This window comes from Thermoanaerobacter thermocopriae JCM 7501, assembly GCF_001310975.1.
GTDB lineage: Bacteria > Bacillota > Thermoanaerobacteria > Thermoanaerobacterales > Thermoanaerobacteraceae > Thermoanaerobacter > Thermoanaerobacter thermocopriae.
On record NZ_BAZY01000030.1, the window covers coordinates 12,094 to 29,511 of the forward strand.

A 17,418-nucleotide genomic window follows, 5' to 3' on the forward strand; every position below is an offset into this window, starting at 1 on the left:
ATCATGCAGCGTTAGCAGTCTTAATGACATCCCGTGGGATACCTAATATATATTATGGTACCGAACAATACTTATATCCTGCAGATGACAGTGATATTGCCGGAAGAATGTTCATGCAGACATCAACTTCCTTTGATCAAACCACAACAGCTTATAAGCTGATACGCAAACTTTCTGATTTGAGAAAAAGCAATGAAGCAGTTTCTTACGGTACAACAGAAATACTTTACAGTACAGATGATGTATTAGTTTTCAAACGGCAATTTTACGACAAACAAGTAATTGTTGCCGTAAATCGACAACCCGATAGAAGTTTTGATGTACCGGATTTAAATACCACACTGCCTGTAGGAACCTATCATGACGTACTCGAGGGATTACTATACGGAAAATCCATGTCGGTAGTGGAGGAAAATGGTCAGCTTAAAATTAAAGGCTTTACCTCTCGGGAGGAGAAGTAAACATTTGGTCGTATAATCCTTCCCTGGGGACAGAAATTCCAAGGATAGGCGATGTTATTTCTACAATGGGTCGTCCAGGTAATCTAATTTATATCTATGGAACTGGTCTTGGAGGCAATGTTACGGTGAAATTTGATACAACATTGGCTCAAGTAGTATCCAATAGTAATGAAATGATTATTGCGGTTGTTCCCAATACACCGGGAATTAAGAACATTACGGTGGAAAAAGGAAACTATACCAGTAATCCTTTCCGCTATCATGTGTTATCTGGTGATCTGGTTCAGGTGATATTTAAAGTAAATGCAACAACAGAATGGGGCCAAAATATTCATATTGTTGGAAATTTGCCGGAACTTGGGAATTGGGATCCTACTCTGTCGACAGAAGCGATGATGTGCCCCAATTACCCCGAATGGTTTTTGCCGGTGAGTGTTCCAATGGGGACAACATTTGAGTTTAAATTTATTAAAAAAGACAGTAACGGGAATGTTATATGGGAAAGTGGTGAAAATCGTATCTTTACTTCTCCTAATATATCCACCGGAACCGTTGATACACCACTATACAATTGGAGGGATTGAAAAAAGAGGAATTGAGTTTTAGCACTATTCCTCGGACTTGTAGGTAAAGTCTAAGAAATCCTGAATAATAAAAGGGATTTCTTGATTCAATTATTACCCCAAGACAACTTAGTAAGAAAAATAAAAAAGCAGTTGATTTTGATTTCACTATAAGAAGCAATAAAGCACAAATTCATAAATGTTGCTTGTTTTTACATGCATGGCAACCCGTTAATGCGGGTTGTTTTTTATGTAACAGGACAAAAATGAAACACATATTTTAAATAAGGTAAATAAATTTAGTTTTGTCTAAAATGGAGGGAGTTAATTTGGAAAATCATGAGACTATCATAGCGACTGAAAAACTTTTTTCTCTCTCTCATATTTTTAAAAAGGTTTTAAAATATTTCGGACCGGCTTTTGTGATAAGTGTTGCCTATATTGATCCAGGAAATTTTGCTACAAATATAAGTGGAGGTTCTACATTTAATTATCATTTAATATGGGTAATACTTTGGAGCAATATTATGGCCATTTTTTTGCAAGTCATGGCTGCGAAATTAGGAATCGCAACGGGACGTAATCTGCCAGAAATGTGTAGTTTGGTTTTTAAACGAAAAGTCAATTGGGTCTTGTGGATAGCAGCAGAATTAGCGGCTATGGCTACAGATTTGGCGGAATTTTTAGGCGGTACTTTGGGATTATATTTGCTTTTTCGTATACCTCTTATGTATGCAGGACTTTTGACAGGATTTATAACTTTTATTATTGTATACTTAGAAAAATATGGGCAAAAATTAGTTGAAATGGTTATTTTTTTGTTAATATCAATTATTAGCTTTTCTTACGCTTTTGAACTTTTTTTAGCAAAACCAGATTGGGGAAAAGTATTGTATCATACTGTGATTCCTTCTATTCCAAATAGAGAAGCTTTGTTAATAGCGGTCGGAATATTAGGAGCTACAGTAATGCCCCATGTGATTTATTTGCATTCCCAGTTAGTTCAATATAGAAATAAGGGGAATACATTAGAAGAAAAAAAAGAACACTTAAGAATGGAAAAAATAGATATTTTTGTGGCAATGAATATAGCATTTATAATAAATGCGGCTATGCTAATAGTTTCGGCGGCTGTTTTTTATAAAAATGGAATAGTGGTAGAGTCTATTGAAGAAGCTCATATGTCATTAAAACCATTGTTAGGTCCCTTATCCAGCTGGGCTTTTGGAATAGCGCTTTTGGCCTCTGGTTTATCTTCTTCTGCAGTAGGTACAATGGCAGGGCAGACTATAATGAAGGGCTTTGTAGATTTGGATATTCCATTAAATTTACGAAGACTTATAACCATGATGCCAGCCTTAATAATAATTTTATTGGGAATTGATCCTTTTAAAACCCTTATTATAAGCCAAGTGATTTTGAGTTTTGAACTTCCTATGGCTATAATCCCAATGCTTTTGATTACTTCTCAAAAAAAGTTTATGGGTGAATTTATAAATACACCTATTGAAAAAATTATTGGTATAATTGTGGCTTCCGTTATAATCTTTTTAAATGGGCTGCTTCTGTATTTCACTTTTATGGGAGGTGCATAAAAGTGTGATATAATTAAAAGAGAATTCTGCGAAAGATAGAAAGATGGTGGAGATATGGCCAAATCAAATACAAAATTTGTATGTAGAGAGTGTGGTTTTGAAAGTAGTAAATGGATGGGAAGATGTCCTAATTGTGAAAGCTGGAATTCTTTTGAGGAAGAAGTTATAGAGAATCTAAAAAATTTTAAAATAACTAAAAATACATCTCAAATATATCTTCTTCAAGATGTAACTTTTTCAGAAGAGGAAAGGATAAGGACAGGGATTGAAGAGTTTGACAGGGTTTTAGGTGGCGGAATTGTAAAGGGGTCTCTTGTTTTGATAGGTGGTGACCCAGGAATTGGGAAGTCTACTTTGTTATTTCAGGTAGCAGGGAATATTTCTGATGAAAAAGTAGTTCTTTACGTGTCAGGAGAGGAATCAATTCAGCAGATTAAATTGAGAGCAGATAGAATTTTGAAAGAAAAACAGCGAATATATCTTTTGTGTGAGACAAATATAGAGGAGATAGAGAGAAAAATTAATGACATAAATCCAAATTTTGTTATTATTGATTCTATACAGACGATGTACACTGAGGAAAGTCAGACAATACCGGGTAGTATTTCTCAGATAAGGCAAGTGACTCAAAAGTTGATGGAGATTTCAAAGCAAAAAGACATAAGTATTTTTTGATAGGACATGTTACAAAAGAAGGAGCAATAGCGGGACCTAAAGTTTTGGAACATATGGTAGACACGGTTCTATATTTTGAAGGAGATAGAACCCAGTCTTTTAGGGTATTGCGGGCTGTCAAAAACCGCTTTGGCGCAACTCACGAAATTGGAGTTTTTGATATGGAGGAGGATGGGCTCCGCGAAATACGAAATCCTTCTGAATTTATTCTTTCAAACAGGCCTAAAAATGTTCCGGGGACTGCGGTTGTGTCTTCCATTCAAGGGACGAGGCCAATTTTAATGGAAGTGCAGTCTTTGATATGTAAGACTAGCTTTGGAGTGCCGAGAAGAATGGCTACTGGATTTGACTACAATCGCTTTATATTGCTTTTAGCAGTTATGGAAAAAAGACTTGGTATAAATCTTTCGCAATTTGATGCATATGTAAATGTGGCGGGAGGAATGAAAATTCAAGAACCAGCTGCTGACCTGGGGATAATTGTGTCTTCTCTTTCTGGATATTTTAATATACCTATTCCTGAAGATGTTTGTTTTATAGGAGAGGTGGGATTGACAGGAGAGGTTAGAGGAGTTAGTAATATAGATAAACGAATAAGTGAAGCACAAAAGATGGGATTTTCTCAAGTTTTATCCCTGACATGAAGACAAAAGAGATAAAAAAGTTTGAGAATACAAAGATTACTAAAATAAGGGATATAAAGGAGATTGTGGATTTTTTAAAAAAAATAGAACAAAAAGCATCTCCATAGAAGAGATGCTTCAGACTGTAGACAAACTTTTGGAAAGGATTTTGTCGCTTTGGAACACTGGAGCTACGATGCAAAATATCTCCTTTAAAAAATTTTTGACTTTGTCAACAAATTAAAGCGTCTCCATAGAAGGGACGCTTATCATTTACAGCATATTAAATATACCCAAAGTATTTAATTCCTTATGTTTTTTAAGAAGTATATCGTAAAAATTAAGTCCCAAAACATTACACAGAGCGATTATGTAAAATACATTGTTGCCTATTTCTGCTTCTATTACCTCTTTACAGTTTTCACAAAGCTGACCTTCCAGATGGGTTTTAAAATATTTATGGGCTTCTTCTAAAGTTGCGTCAGGGGGAGTCTCTTGTTTGGTGGCATTTATCCTTATGCAACCGCACTCAGTTACTGATTTAGCAACAGCTCTATTTATACGGGCACTGCTTTCTTGTATTTTTGTAAGTATGTCCATTATACTTCTATGGCGTAAGAGATATTCGTCTACTGTATTTTGAAGGTCGTCTACAATAATATCTTTCATTTTTTGTCCACTCCCGTTCTATGAGTTTTTAAGGCTCTCCTTGCTTTTATTATAGACTTAAACTATTTCCATGTCAATATTTAGAATGGCATTTAAATACATTATATAGCATTAATGTAATTTTAATCTTTTGTTAAATTGACAATCCTTCTACATAAGTAGTATACTGTAATTGGCAGCCACATTATACGTGTAAAAATTGTGAAATATTTTTATTCCTTTCCCCAATTTTGCTTATAATAATGTGAAAAATAGCCAATAATAGAGATGGGAGGTGATAATATGTTGTATAAAATTATAAGAGGTGGAATTGGATTACTGGGAATGGCAGCGGGCTTTGAACTGACAAAGCTTTTGTTAAATCTTGTAAAAGATCAGAACTTTGTGCTTATACAATTAAATTATTTTTCAACGGTAATAGCTTATATTATAGGTACTTTAATGGGTGGAATTATATTTTATGTCATTTCTCCTAAATTTATAAAGTGGGGGAAAGACTTTGAACAGTGGCTGGAAGTGAAATTGCAGAATATGCCGATTGATGAAATTTTAATAGGGGCATTCGGGCTAATAGTAGGGCTTATTGTGGCTAATTTGCTGAGCGCGCCTCTTTATCCTATCTTAGTTGTAGGAAAAGTAGTGCCAATTCTTTTGAATTTGCTTTTGGGGTATTTGGGCATTAGAATTTCTTTAAAGAAAAAAGATGATATTTTAAATGTGTTTTCCTTTATGAAAAGGTTGGGACCGCAAAAGACTGTTAAAAACGAATACAATGGAATACCAAAAATTTTGGACACCAGTGTAATTATAGATGGTAGGATATTTGACATATGTAAGACAGGCTTTATTGAAGGACCTTTGATAATTCCGGCTTTTGTATTGGAGGAATTAAGACATATTGCAGATTCTTCAGATTCGTTAAAGAGAAATAGGGGTAGACGAGGACTAGATGTTTTAAATAAGATACAAAATGAGTTAAATATTAAAGTGGAAATTGTAGATAAGGAAATTGATGCGGCAGAAGTAGATACAAAACTTTTGAAACTTGCCCAAATGTTAAAGGGAAAAATAATAACTAATGATTATAATTTAAACAAAGTAGCAGAATTTCACAGGGTCCCTGTTTTAAACATAAATGAGCTTTCCAATGCGGTAAAGCCAATTGTTCTTCCGGGAGAAGAAATGGTGGTGCAAGTTATTAAAGATGGGAAAGAGGCCGGACAAGGAGTTGCTTATTTGGACGATGGCACGATGATTGTAGTAGATGGTGGCAAAAAATTCATAGGTAATACCATAGAAGTGCTTGTTACTAGTGTTTTGCAAACTGCTGCAGGAAGGATGATATTTGCAAAGCCTAAACAGGCAGAACAAGAAAAGGCTATATGAAAAACGCAGGGAAACCTGTGTTTTTTATGTGAAAATGATATAATTGGAGTGTCCATTATTTTACTTGTGAGGTAGAGAAAATGAATGTAAGTGCGGTAATAGTAGCGGCAGGCAAGGGCATTAGGATGGGTCACACAGTAAATAAAGTGTACCTTCCTATAGCCGGAAAACCAGTTTTGTATTATTCTCTCAAAACCTTTGATGAAATTGATTGGATCAAAGAAATTGTTGCTGTTGTATCAAAGGAAGAAATAGAATACTGCAAAGAAAATGTAATAAAAAGGTATTTTTTCAAAAAACCAGTTAAATTAGTTGAAGGAGGTAGTGAGAGGCAATATTCTGTTTATAATGGAATTATAAACACAGAGAGAAATTGCGAAATTATAACAATTCATGATGGAGCAAGGCCTTTAATTGAGAAAGAAGTAGTTATAAAAGCTTTAAAAGAAGCTTATTTGTATAAAGCAGCAGCAGTAGGAGTACCTGTGAAAGATACTATAAAAGTGGTTGATGAAAAAAATTTTATTTTAAATACTCCTGATAGAAAATATTTATGGGCAATTCAAACTCCTCAGGTATTTGAAAGGAATTTGATTATTAAAGCTCATCAAAAGGCACTTGAAGATGGTTTTTTAGGGACAGATGACACAGTGTTAGTGGAGAGATTGGGTTATAAAGTGAAAGTAGTTGAAGGAGATTATAGAAATATAAAAATAACTACGCCAGAGGATTTGATTGTGGCAGAAGCCTTCTTGAAAAATAACGTTTTATAAAAATCCTCATATAATTTAATAGAGAATTTTCTATTAAGTTATATGAGGGTGATTGTATGGATACCCCTGTAGTTTTTGTGCACGGGATATTTGGCTCTATTTTTACTCCAACTCCTTTGGGGAAAATATGGAGTTTTGGCCCTGCGTCACATGCTTATAGCCCTTTTATAGAAAATTTGGCAAGTTAGGCCTAGTAGAAGGGAAAAATCTATTTATATGTTATTATGAATGGTGGAAAAGAGTGCCGGATTCTGTTGATACCCTTAAACTGACTATTGAAGAGGCGAAAGCTAAGACTGGCAGCCCTAAAGTAGATTTGATATGCCATAGCATGGGAGGACTTTTGGCAAGAAGTTATATTCAAAGCGATAAGTATCAATTTGATGTGGGTAGATTGATATTTTTAGCTACTCCCCATTTTGGAGCGACAAATGCTTATTATGGTTGGGAAGGGGGGACTGTGCCTCCAGAGGATGATGATTTTATAAATTTACTCTTTAAAGGGTTCTTGTGGATATTTTCAAAAATTAAAGGAGAGAGTGACGCCATCACTGTTATTAGAAAATATATCCCTTCTGTGAAAGACTTAATGCCTTCTCGCGAATATGGAAATTATATTTTTATGTATCCTACTCGATATGATAAAATTTTGTTTAAAAATATTGAGTATATGAAAGTTATAAATGAGTTTTTGAATAGTCTAAATGAACAGGTAGGAGTTTTATACGACAGAGTCAAGAAAATCTATGTTTTTTCAGGAGATGGGATATATACTAATAAGTTTATTCAAGTGGAAAAACCAGTAAGTGAGATAGTATGGCCAGATGGCAAACCAGTAGGTGTAATAAAAGACGATAAAGGGGACGGTACAGTTTTTAGAAAGAGCGCGTTAGGAGTAGAAGGAGAAAAATTTATTGTTAAAACAGGCCATATTGGAATTTTAAATAAATCTATTCCTTATTTGCAACAAATATTAGGGGTGAAAGAAAAACCCAAAGTTTCTATTTTAGAAAAAGTTGTATCATATTTGAGTATCATAACTGACAAGAAAATAGTAGTGTTAGATAGGAGTGAAAATACTACAAGCTATGATATCTTTGGCAAATTTGTGTGGCATCTGAATTTAAAACCTGAGGGGGAATATCGCATTTCTGCAAGAGAGCCTTTTGTTTCGGAGGTATATATTGAGACTAACAAAGGTAATTTTGTAAAAAAGATTAAACCATCTCGCTTTTCAAGAGATATAAGTATAAGTTTAGAAGTTGATAAAGAAGGGAATTTTAGAGTAAAGGATGGTTAAAGTGAGAGTGGGGTTAGGATATGACGTCCACAAGTTTAAAAAAGGAAGAAAGTTAATACTGGGGGGAGTAGAAATTCCCCATGATAAAGGTTTGGCAGGCCATTCTGATGCAGATGTTTTGATACACGCCTTAATTGATGCTATTTTAGGAGCAGCTGGTTTAGGAGATATAGGGGAGCACTTTCCTGATACGGAAATAGCCTATAAAGATATTGATAGTAGCCTTTTATTAAAAAAAGTGTTGGCAATGATAGAGAATAAATTTAGAATAAATAATGTTGATTGTATTATTGTAACGCAAAAGCCTAAGTTATCTCCTTATAAAGAGCAAATAACAATAAAATTATCAGAATTATTAAAAATCGAAAAAAAAAAGAATAAATGTAAAAGCAAAAACAGAGGAAGGATTAGGTTTTACAGGTAGACAAGAGGGAATAAAAGCCTATGTTATTGTTAGTTTAGAAGAATTAGATGTTGACATAAAAAAGTAGGTAAAATAAAATTTACTTAAAATTATGCACTTAGGAGGATGGAAATGAGGTTATCGCAATTATTAGTTCCGACTTTAAGAGAAATTCCTGCTGAAGCTGAAATTCCCAGTCATATTTTAATGTTAAAAGCTGCATTGATGAGGAAATTGGCTTCGGGGGTATATATTTACTTGCCATTAGGGCAAAGGGTACTTAGAAAAGTGGAGCAAATTATAAGAGAAGAAATGGACAGAGCTGGCAGCCAAGAGGTACTAATGTCTGCTCTTATTCCAGCAGAACTTTTGAAAGAAAGTGGAAGATGGGATGTATTTGGTCCTGAGATGTTCAAGCTAAAAGATAGAAATGAAAGGGACTTTTGCTTAGGACCTACACATGAAGAAGTTTTTACAGACCTTATTAGAAATGAAGTGAAGTCTTATAGGCAGCTTCCTCTTATTTTATATCAAATTCAAACTAAGTTTAGAGATGAAAGGCGCCCGAGATTTGGTGTCATGAGAAGTAGAGAATTTATAATGAAGGACGCTTACAGCTTTGATGTGGATTGGGAAGGTTTGGATAAATCCTTTGAAAAAATGTATGAGGCTTATTGCCGAATATTTGATAGATGTGGGCTTAAATATTTGGTGGTAGAAGCAGATTCAGGCGCTATGGGAGGAAAAGACTCAAAAGAGTTTATGGTAATATCTAGTGTAGGGGAAGCAGTGATAGCTTATTGTGACAATTGTGGCTATGCTGCAAATGAGGAAAAGGCAGAATGCCTTATCAATCAAGAAATAGTTGAAGAGATGTTGCCAAAAGAAAAAGTATATACACCAAATGTTAGAACAATTGAAGAGTTGGTTGGATTTTTAGGGATTACTTCTGACAAGTTTGTAAAAACTCTTATATACAAAGCAAAAGACAAAGTTGTAGCAGCATTAGTTAGAGGGGATAGGGACTTAAATGTGACAAAGCTTTTAAATATTTTGGAAATAAGAGAAGAGGAATTAGAATTGGCAGATGCATCAATAGTGGAAAAGGTTACAGGCGCAGAAGTTGGATTTGCAGGACCTATAGGATTAAAAGGTGAAGTAATGATAATAGTAGATAATGAGATTCCGCAAATGAGGAATTTTATAGTAGGGGCAAACGAGACAGATTATCATATTAAAAATGTAAACTATGGTAGAGACTTTAAAGCCGATGTTGTGGCGGATATCAAAAATGTTATTGAAGGAGATAAATGCCCCAGATGTGGCTCACCTCTTAAGATTGACAGAGGGATAGAGGTTGGGCATATTTTTAAATTAGGAACGAAGTACAGTAATGCTTTAGGAGCTAAATATGTAGATGAAGAAGGCAATGAAAAGCCAATAGTAATGGGCTGCTATGGTATAGGAATTAATAGAACAGTGGCTGCTATTATAGAACAAAATCATGATGATAAAGGCATTATATGGCCTATGAGTGTTGCGCCCTATCATGTGATTATAGTACCTGTCAATGTTTCTAATGAAGCTCAAAATGGAGTAGCCGAAGATATATATGCTGCTTTGCAAAAAGAGGGAATAGAGGTTTTGATAGATGATAGAGATTTGAGAGCTGGTGTCAAATTTAATGATGCCGATTTGTTAGGAATACCTATAAGGATTACTGTAGGGAAAAAAGTAAGTGATGGAATAGTGGAAATAAAATTGAGGGAAAATGAAGAAGCAGAAGAGGTAAAAATTTCTGATGTTGTAGAAAAGGTGAAAAATATTATAAAAGAGAAGATGTGAGGGGTTCCTTAAAGGAATCCCTTGTTTTGTATAAAGGAAGTTTTTATGTGAAAAAATATTTGTCAAAAGGTTAAAAAGGAGGGACTCTTGTGAATATTTATATAATGGGTATTAGTGTGGAGAAAAGGAGTGAATTTGGCCCAAAAGTTCAAGAAGTGTTGACAAAACATGGTGACCAAATAATTGCAAGGTTTGGAATACATGATTCACAAAATGGCAGTGGTCTTATTACTTTGAATGTAAGAGGCAAAGAAAAATTTATGGAGGAATTAGCAGAGGAATTAGGTGCTATTCCTACAGTTACAGTCAAATACATGAATTTAAAATAAAGTTTTTAGAGCTGACGTTTGCACTGCTTGCTCCGGTGACCTCACAGCTAAACTAACGCTCGACTTCAGATTCTGGCGGAATTCCGGGCACAATCGTCTCCCATGCCTCAGGTGCCCGCCTCCAGTATCCTTGCCTCCGGACCCGCCTTCATCTTTTGCTCTTGCTAAGCTTAGCAACTGTTCAGTCAAGTCGAGCGCTTAGCGCAAAACGTCGCCTAATCTACAGAATTTTACACACAATTGTCACTTCATCTATTTAAAAAGCGCAAAATTTGTTATAATTAAATCTAGTACAGTAACATTAACAAAAAAGGATGGAGTGACACACATGAGTAATTTGAGGGTTAGATTTGCGCCAAGCCCTACAGGAGCTATTCATATAGGGAATATAAGAACTGCTTTGTTTAATTATCTTTTTTCAAGAAGTGAAGGAGCTACTTTTGTTTTAAGGATTGAAGACACGGATCTAGAAAGGTCTTCAAAAGATTTTGAAGAATTAATTTTTAAAGAATTAGAGTGGTTAGGTATAGAATGGGACGAAGGGCCAGACAAACCAGGTCCTTATGGCCCTTATAGGCAAAGTGAAAGACTTGCAATTTATCATAAATTTGCCCAGAAACTTATTGAAGAAAAAAAAGCATATAGATGCTATTGCACTCCTGAGGAATTAGAAGAAGATAGGAAAAAGGCTGTGGAAAGAGGAGATATACCTCGTTATTCTGGAAGGTGTAGGTATCTTACAAAGGAGCAAGAAGAGGCTTTTATAAAAGAAGGGAGAAAACCTGTAATAAGGTTTATTGTTCCTGACGATGAAGTCATAGAGTTTGAAGACATGATAAAAGGGAAAATTACAATAAAAAGTGATACTTTAGGTGGGGACATGGTAATTGTCAAATCAGACGGAATGCCTACTTACAATTTTGCAGTTGTAATTGATGATGCTCTTATGAAGATTACACATGTAATAAGAGGAGAAGACCACATATACAATACTCCTAAACAGATACTCATCTATAAAGCTTTAGGATTTGAGATTCCCACATTTGCCCATGCACCTTTAATATTGGGACCAGATAGGACTAAACTTTCTAAAAGGCATGGGAATACTTATATAGGCCAGTATAGAGAATTGGGATATTTGCCAGAGGCTATGTTTAACTTTTTATCTCTTTTAAGTTGGTCACCGGAGGATAATGTAGAAATCATGTCAAAAGAAGAAATAATAAAGAAATTTAATTTTAGAAGGATTCACAGTGCTAATCCTGTTTTTGACATTGAAAAGCTTAATTGGATGAACCAACAGTATATACAAAAAAGCTCTGTTGAAAGAATTGTAGATTTGGCTATTCCACATTTAAGAAGGGCAGGATACATTGACGAAATAAATGATATGATGTATAATTGGCTAAAGGATGTAATATCTCTTTACAAAGACGGGCTTCAATATGTGGCTCAAATTATTGAAAAAGCTAAGATGTTTTTTGTAGAAGAGGTTGACTATTCTGAGGAAACAATGAAAATATTAGAAGAGAACCCAAACAGTAAAATTGTGTTAGAGGGAATCAAAAGAGCCATAGAAGAATCAGAACAGTTAACAGAAGAATACGTAAAAGATTTGCTTAAGAAATTGCAGAAACAAACAAATGTAAAAGGAAAAGAGTTTTTCATGCCAATCAGAGTAGCAATAACAGGAGAAGACCATGGACCTGAATTGGTGAAGATTATTCCACTTGTAGGGAAAGATAAAGTGATAAATAGGCTTAAAAGAGCGATAAATTTAATAAAGGAAAAAAGCGATGAGAAGAAGAGTATTATAACATAAGCCTTCAGAGAAGAGCTACCATAGGCTGCGAGTAGCTCGAGGATATGTTATAAGAAGTGCATCTTTGAGCTGTATCCCTGAAATTTCAGTAGGGGGTTACCGGCATGTGCCGTTATCTAAAAGGAGTGGAGTCTAAAGCTCAAGCAGAGTGGAACCACGGGAGTCCCCCCCTCGTCTCTGAGATGAGGGGGGTAAATTTTTAAGGAGGTGTTTAGTATTGTTTAAGACTTTAAAAGAAGACATACAAGTTATTTTTGAAAGAGACCCTGCTGCCAAAAGTGTGCTGGAGGTTGTATTATGTTATCCTGGGCTCCATGCTATAATACTGCACAGAATTGCCCATTATTTATATAAAAAGGGTTTAATTTTACTTCCTCGACTTATTTCACAGTTTAATAGATTTCTCACAGGAATTGAAATACATCCTGGTGCTAAGATAGGCAGGAGATTTTTTATTGATCACGGTATGGGGGTTGTAATTGGTGAGACTACAGAGATTGGTGACGATGTGACAATATATCAAGGGGTAACTTTGGGAGGTACAGGGAAAGAAAAAGGGAAAAGACACCCTACTATAAAAAATAATGTAGTTATAGGAAGTGGAGCTAAAGTATTAGGTCCTATTGTAGTGGGAGAAAATTCAAAAATAGGTGCAGGGGCAGTTGTATTAAAAGATGTACCTCCTAATAGCACAGTAGTTGGAGTACCTGCTCGCTGTGTGAAAAAAGATAATGTACGTATAGCTTCTTCCTATGGTGTAGATTTAGAACATGGCAAACTTCCTGACCCTGTGGAAGAAGAATTGCAAAAATTAAGAAAAAGAGTTGAAAAGTTAGAACAAATCTTAATTGCAAGGGAGGAAAAGAAGGATGAAGCTATATAATACTCTTTCGAGGACAAAAGAAGAATTTCAGCCTTTAAATGATAAGGTAGTGAACATGTACGTTTGTGGGCCTACAGTATATAATTATATCCATATCGGAAATGCTAGGGCTTTTATTGTATTTGATACGGTAAGAAGATATTTAGAATATAAAGGTTATAAAGTAAATTACGTTCAAAATTTTACTGATATTGACGATAAAATAATTAAAAGAGCTCAGGAAGAAAATGTTACTACAAAAGAATTAGCGGAGAAATATATACATGAATATTTTAAAGATGCAGATAATTTGGGTATAAAAAGAGCAACAGTTCATCCTAAGGCGACAGAGCATATTGAAGATATAGTCAAATTTATAAAGATTTTAATCGATAAAGGTTATGCTTATGTGGTAAATGGAAATGTTTATTTTGAAACTGCGAAATTTAAGGATTATGGAAAGCTTTCTCACAAAAATATAGAAGAATTGCAAGCAGGCGCAAGAATTGAGATAAACGAAGAAAAGAAAAATCCATTGGATTTTGTTTTGTGGAAAGCTCAAAAGCCTGGTGAACCTGCATGGGATAGTCCGTGGGGAAGAGGAAGACCGGGATGGCATATAGAATGTTCTGTCATGTCTACGAAATATTTAGGAAAAACTTTAGATATCCATGCAGGAGGTCCTGATTTGATATTTCCTCATCACGAGAATGAAATTGCTCAAAGTGAAGCATTATATGGTCAACAATTTTCTAAATATTGGATGCATATAGGGTATTTAAATATAAATAATGAAAAAATGTCAAAATCTAAAGGAAATTTCTTTACAGTAAGAGAGATTACAGAAAAGTATCATCCTGAAGTTTTAAGACTTTTTATGCTTATGGCCCATTACAGAAATCCCATTAATTTTAGTTTAGATTTAATGGATCAGGCCAATTCTGCTTATGAAAGATTATTAAATGCGATGGCTAATTTAAAACATTTGTTGACTGTGTGCAAAGAAAGAGAATTAAACGAAGAAGAAAAAAGAATAGTAGAAAAGTTTGAAGAATATAAAAAAGAGTTTGAAGAAGCAATGGATGACGATTTTAATACTGCAGATGCCATATCAGTTTTGTTTGAAATGGCAAAAACTGCTAATATAAATCTAAGTGGAAATTCTTCAAAGGAATTGGTAAAATATATTTTGGATATGTTTTTAAAACTCTCAGAAATTTTAGGACTTTTTTATAGAACTGTAAAAACTGATATTGATGATGAGGAAATACTGGCTTTAATAGAAAAAAGACAACAAGCAAGGAAAGAAAAGAATTGGAAGTTAGCTGACGAAATAAGAGATAGACTGAGAGAAAAAGGAATAATTTTAGAAGATACGCCAGAGGGAGTAAGATGGAAAAGAATGTGATGGGTTCTTTAGGAAATTTCAAGTTTCTTGAAAAGGAGGGGGTGTCAAGTTTGTCACCCCTTGTTTTAGCTTTTATTGGGGATGCCGTGTATAGTTTGTATATCCGCACAAGGATTGTAGCCCAAAAAAACCAACATGTTAAATTTTTACACAGAGAGACAGTTAAGTATGTAAAAGCCCAAGCACAGGCAGAATCTATAAAAAAAATTTATGATCTTCTCTCAGAAGAGGAAAAAGATATAGTTAGAAGAGGAAGGAATATTAAGTCTAATACTACACCTAAAGGAGTAGAAGTACAGGACTATAGGTATGCTACGGGATTTGAAGCTTTACTAGGTTATCTATATCTTGCAGGAGAATTTGAAAGATTAAAAAATATTCTTGAGCTTTCTGTACAAGTTATTGAGGAATAGGTGATGGTTATGAAAGAGCAGGATGTAATTTTTGGTAGAAATCCAGTAATGGAAGCTATAAAAAGTGGAAAAGAAATTGAAAAAATTTATATTTCTAAAACAGCAAAAGGTAATATTTCAAAAATAATAAATCTTGCAAAAGAAGCAGGTATTGTAGTTTCTACCACTGATAATGAAACTTTAAGCAAACTGGCCGGCAGTCAAAATCATCAAGGAATTGTAGCTTTGTCTGCTGTCTATCAATATTTTGAAGTAGAAGACCTTTTAGAGTATGCTGAGCAAAAGAAAGAAAAACCTTTTTTGTTGATATTAGATGAGATAACTGACCCTCACAATTTGGGTGCGATTATAAGAAGCGCAGAGGCTTTTGGGGTCCATGGGATAATAATTCCAAAAAGACGGGCAGTAGGAGTGAACGCTACTGTGGTAAAAACTTCTGCTGGAGCAGTGGAGCATATGAAAATAGCAAAAGTATCAAATATTAACAACACAATACGAAACTTAAAAGAAAGAGGCTTATGGATTGTTGGTACAGATGTAAATGGAGGAAAAAGCTTTGAAGAGATTGATTATGATTTTCCTGTTGCTCTTGTTATCGGAAATGAAGGAAAAGGGGTTTCTAAATTAGTTTTACAAAATTGCGATTTTGTAGTTAAAATCCTATGAAGGGTAAGATAAATTCTTTAAATGCATCTGTAGCTGCTTCTCTTTTAATTTACCAGGTAGTTTCAAAAAGAAAAGATAAGGCGTGATGTTCTCTTGTATATGTTAGTAGATGGTTATAATGTGATAAATAATTGGCAGATTTTAAAAAAAGAAGCGCAAAAAAGCTTGGAAGATGCGCGAGATAAGTTAATAGATATATTGGCTGATTTTAGAGGATATTCAGGGATAAATATAATCTTAGTTTTTGACGCAATGTATGTAAAAGGAAGTTTAGAAAAACATGAAGAAATTAGTGGGATTGAAGTCGTTTACACAAAAGAAGGTGAATCGGCAGATCACTTTATAGAGTTAAAAGTGGTGGAATTAGCGAAAAAGGAGCGAGTAATTGTGGTAAGTTCTGATTGGACTGTGCAACAGGTGGTTTTAGCTCATGGTGCAATAAGAATGTCTGCAAGAGAGCTTTACGAGGAGATGAACAAATATATTGAAAGCCATAAAAAAAGCTATATAAATACAATTTATAAAGACAATTTGGAAGAACGTTTAGATAGTGAAATAGTAAAAAAGCTGCGCAAAATGGCAGAAAACAGCTAAAATTAGCTTGACTACCTTTACCAATATAATGTATAATTATAACGTATAAAGTTGCTGGAATAATAAATGGGGGCGGTATTGGTGAAATCTGGGGCGCAGCAGGATTACTATCAAACATATGACCAAATGGAAGAGGAGGAGGTAGTTTTTAGAGCTCAAAAAGGGGACGAAGCCGCTTTAGAGTACCTTCTTGAGAGGTATAAAAGCTTTGTAAAAGCAAAGGCTCGCGCCTATTTTTTAGTGGGTGCCGATAAGGAAGACATTATGCAAGAAGGGATGATAGGTCTTTACAAAGCAATAAGAGATTATAAAAGTGACAAGCTCTCCTCTTTCAAAGCTTTTGCGGAGTTATGCGTGACTCGTCAAATTATTACTGCCATTAAAACTGCAACGAGACAGAAGCACATACCGCTTAATTCTTATATTTCCCTCAATAAGCCTATCTTTGATGAAGAATCTGATAGGACTCTTTTGGACGTTGTTTCTACCCAATGTATTGCTGACCCTGAGGAGTTAATAATAAGTAAAGAAGAATACGTTAACATTGAAAACAAAATGGAAGAATTATTAAGCGGATTAGAGTGGGAGGTCTTGGTATCATATTTAGATGGCAAGTCTTATCAAGAAATTGCGGAAGATCTAAATAGGCATGTTAAATCTATAGACAATGCATTACAGCGGGTAAAAAGAAAATTAGAAAGGTATCTTGAAATGAGAAACAGCTAACTATTGACATTTAGAAAACTTTATAGTAAAATCAAAAATCGGAGTCGTGATTTTCCCTTTTGCCCACGTAGCTCAGTAGGTAGAGCGTCGCCTTGGTAAGGCGGAGGTCACCGGTTCGATCCCGGTCGCGGGCTCCAATTTTGTTGTTAAAGTTTTTTTTTATCATAGAAGGTTTGGTTTTTAACAACAGAAATTAAAATGTATAAAATGTCACTTTTGTGACATAATTTTAAGAAACACTAGGATAAGTTTATTGTGTAAAGGAGGAAAAAAGGATGGCGAAGCAAAAATTTGAGAGGACGAAA

14 protein-coding genes, 1 tRNA gene, 4 pseudogenes and 1 other annotated feature are annotated in these 17,418 nt (G+C 34.6%); of the genes and pseudogenes, 18 read left to right on the top strand and 1 reads right to left on the bottom strand.

Annotated features, from left to right (window positions below):
• The first annotated feature begins 23 nt into the window (after positions 1-23).
• From JCM7501_RS15165 to radA, 4 genes and pseudogenes are all read left to right on the top strand, one after another.
• Positions 24-461 (top strand): alpha amylase C-terminal domain-containing protein, encoded by a 438-nt coding sequence (locus JCM7501_RS15165; RefSeq protein ID WP_256201393.1) that lies wholly within the window; start codon positions 24-26, stop codon positions 459-461.
• Between the two features lie 65 nt (positions 462-526).
• The gene (locus JCM7501_RS15170; RefSeq protein WP_256201394.1) at positions 527-1,045 is read left to right on the top strand and encodes a carbohydrate-binding module family 20 domain-containing protein; all 519 of its coding nucleotides are present in this window, start codon (positions 527-529) and stop codon (positions 1,043-1,045) included.
• Positions 1,046-1,353: 308 nt separating this feature from the next.
• Positions 1,354-2,619, top strand: a complete 1,266-nt coding sequence (locus JCM7501_RS10195; protein ID WP_028991975.1) for an Nramp family divalent metal transporter — start codon at positions 1,354-1,356, stop codon at positions 2,617-2,619.
• A 54-nt stretch (positions 2,620-2,673) separates the two neighbouring features.
• Positions 2,674-4,045, top strand: a pseudogene (radA, locus tag JCM7501_RS10200) (DNA repair protein RadA).
• Between the two features lie 145 nt (positions 4,046-4,190).
• Here radA and JCM7501_RS10205 read toward each other — a convergent pair.
• Positions 4,191-4,586, bottom strand: coding sequence for a nucleoside triphosphate pyrophosphohydrolase family protein (locus JCM7501_RS10205; protein WP_012995941.1), 396 nt, complete (start codon positions 4,584-4,586; stop codon positions 4,191-4,193).
• A gap of 282 nt (positions 4,587-4,868) precedes the next feature.
• Between JCM7501_RS10205 and JCM7501_RS10210 the strand changes: the two genes are divergently transcribed.
• The 14 genes and pseudogenes from JCM7501_RS10210 (at position 4,869) to JCM7501_RS10280 (ending at position 17,250) form a co-directional block, all read left to right on the top strand.
• Positions 4,869-5,972, top strand: a complete 1,104-nt coding sequence (locus tag JCM7501_RS10210) for a PIN/TRAM domain-containing protein (protein WP_012995940.1) — start codon at positions 4,869-4,871, stop codon at positions 5,970-5,972.
• A gap of 80 nt (positions 5,973-6,052) precedes the next feature.
• Entirely contained in the window at positions 6,053-6,745 is a 693-nt protein-coding gene (ispD, locus tag JCM7501_RS10215) for a 2-C-methyl-D-erythritol 4-phosphate cytidylyltransferase (RefSeq protein WP_028991974.1), read from the top strand.
• Between the two features lie 56 nt (positions 6,746-6,801).
• A pseudogene (locus tag JCM7501_RS10220) lies at positions 6,802-8,045 on the top strand (lipase family alpha/beta hydrolase).
• A pseudogene (gene ispF, locus JCM7501_RS10225) lies at positions 8,038-8,536 on the top strand (2-C-methyl-D-erythritol 2,4-cyclodiphosphate synthase). The pseudogenes JCM7501_RS10220 and ispF overlap by 8 nt, the downstream one beginning before the upstream one ends.
• Positions 8,537-8,580: 44 nt before the next feature.
• Positions 8,581-10,293, top strand: coding sequence for a proline--tRNA ligase (locus JCM7501_RS10230; RefSeq protein ID WP_028991971.1), 1,713 nt, complete (start codon positions 8,581-8,583; stop codon positions 10,291-10,293).
• A gap of 89 nt (positions 10,294-10,382) precedes the next feature.
• Positions 10,383-10,622, top strand: a complete 240-nt coding sequence (locus JCM7501_RS10235; RefSeq protein ID WP_013150813.1) for a hypothetical protein — start codon at positions 10,383-10,385, stop codon at positions 10,620-10,622.
• A gap of 328 nt (positions 10,623-10,950) precedes the next feature.
• Positions 10,951-12,444, top strand: coding sequence for a glutamate--tRNA ligase (gene gltX / locus JCM7501_RS10245; RefSeq protein ID WP_028991969.1), 1,494 nt, complete (start codon positions 10,951-10,953; stop codon positions 12,442-12,444).
• Positions 12,410-12,626 (top strand) — a binding site (T-box leader). It overlaps the preceding gene by 35 nt.
• A 35-nt stretch (positions 12,627-12,661) precedes the next feature.
• Entirely contained in the window at positions 12,662-13,327 is a 666-nt protein-coding gene (gene cysE, locus JCM7501_RS10250; RefSeq protein ID WP_028991968.1) for a serine O-acetyltransferase, read from the top strand.
• Positions 13,314-14,714: a cysteine--tRNA ligase gene (gene cysS, locus JCM7501_RS10255; RefSeq protein ID WP_013150810.1), complete on the top strand. Its 1,401-nt coding sequence runs from the start codon at positions 13,314-13,316 to the stop codon at positions 14,712-14,714. Before cysE ends, cysS begins: the two co-directional genes overlap by 14 nt.
• The gene (locus JCM7501_RS10260; protein WP_013150809.1) at positions 14,699-15,127 is read left to right on the top strand and encodes a Mini-ribonuclease 3; all 429 of its coding nucleotides are present in this window, start codon (positions 14,699-14,701) and stop codon (positions 15,125-15,127) included. The genes cysS and JCM7501_RS10260 overlap by 16 nt, the downstream gene beginning before the upstream one ends.
• A gap of 9 nt (positions 15,128-15,136) precedes the next feature.
• Positions 15,137-15,879 (top strand): annotated as a pseudogene (gene rlmB, locus JCM7501_RS10265) (23S rRNA (guanosine(2251)-2'-O)-methyltransferase RlmB).
• 13 nt (positions 15,880-15,892) lie between these two features.
• Positions 15,893-16,387 (top strand): NYN domain-containing protein, encoded by a 495-nt coding sequence (locus JCM7501_RS10270; RefSeq protein WP_173571590.1) that lies wholly within the window; start codon positions 15,893-15,895, stop codon positions 16,385-16,387.
• Between the two features lie 81 nt (positions 16,388-16,468).
• Positions 16,469-17,113, top strand: a complete 645-nt coding sequence (gene sigH, locus JCM7501_RS10275) for an RNA polymerase sporulation sigma factor SigH (RefSeq protein WP_013150806.1) — start codon at positions 16,469-16,471, stop codon at positions 17,111-17,113.
• Between the two features lie 61 nt (positions 17,114-17,174).
• Positions 17,175-17,250: transfer RNA gene (locus tag JCM7501_RS10280), tRNA-Thr, on the top strand.
• Positions 17,251-17,418 lie beyond the last annotated feature (168 nt).

Coding starts and splice junctions, on each gene's coding strand:
- JCM7501_RS15165 (WP_256201393.1), top strand. CDS start 24: ATGACATCCCGTGGGATACCTAATATATATTATGGTACCGAACAATAC.
- JCM7501_RS15170 (WP_256201394.1), top strand. CDS start 527: ATGGGTCGTCCAGGTAATCTAATTTATATCTATGGAACTGGTCTTGGA.
- JCM7501_RS10205 (WP_012995941.1), bottom strand. CDS start 4,586: ATGAAAGATATTATTGTAGACGACCTTCAAAATACAGTAGACGAATAT.
- JCM7501_RS10210 (WP_012995940.1), top strand. CDS start 4,869: ATGTTGTATAAAATTATAAGAGGTGGAATTGGATTACTGGGAATGGCA.
- ispD (WP_028991974.1), top strand. CDS start 6,053: ATGAATGTAAGTGCGGTAATAGTAGCGGCAGGCAAGGGCATTAGGATG.
- JCM7501_RS10230 (WP_028991971.1), top strand. CDS start 8,581: ATGAGGTTATCGCAATTATTAGTTCCGACTTTAAGAGAAATTCCTGCT.
- gltX (WP_028991969.1), top strand. CDS start 10,951: ATGAGTAATTTGAGGGTTAGATTTGCGCCAAGCCCTACAGGAGCTATT.
- cysS (WP_013150810.1), top strand. CDS start 13,314: ATGAAGCTATATAATACTCTTTCGAGGACAAAAGAAGAATTTCAGCCT.
- JCM7501_RS10260 (WP_013150809.1), top strand. CDS start 14,699: ATGGAAAAGAATGTGATGGGTTCTTTAGGAAATTTCAAGTTTCTTGAA.
- JCM7501_RS10270 (WP_173571590.1), top strand. CDS start 15,893: ATGTTAGTAGATGGTTATAATGTGATAAATAATTGGCAGATTTTAAAA.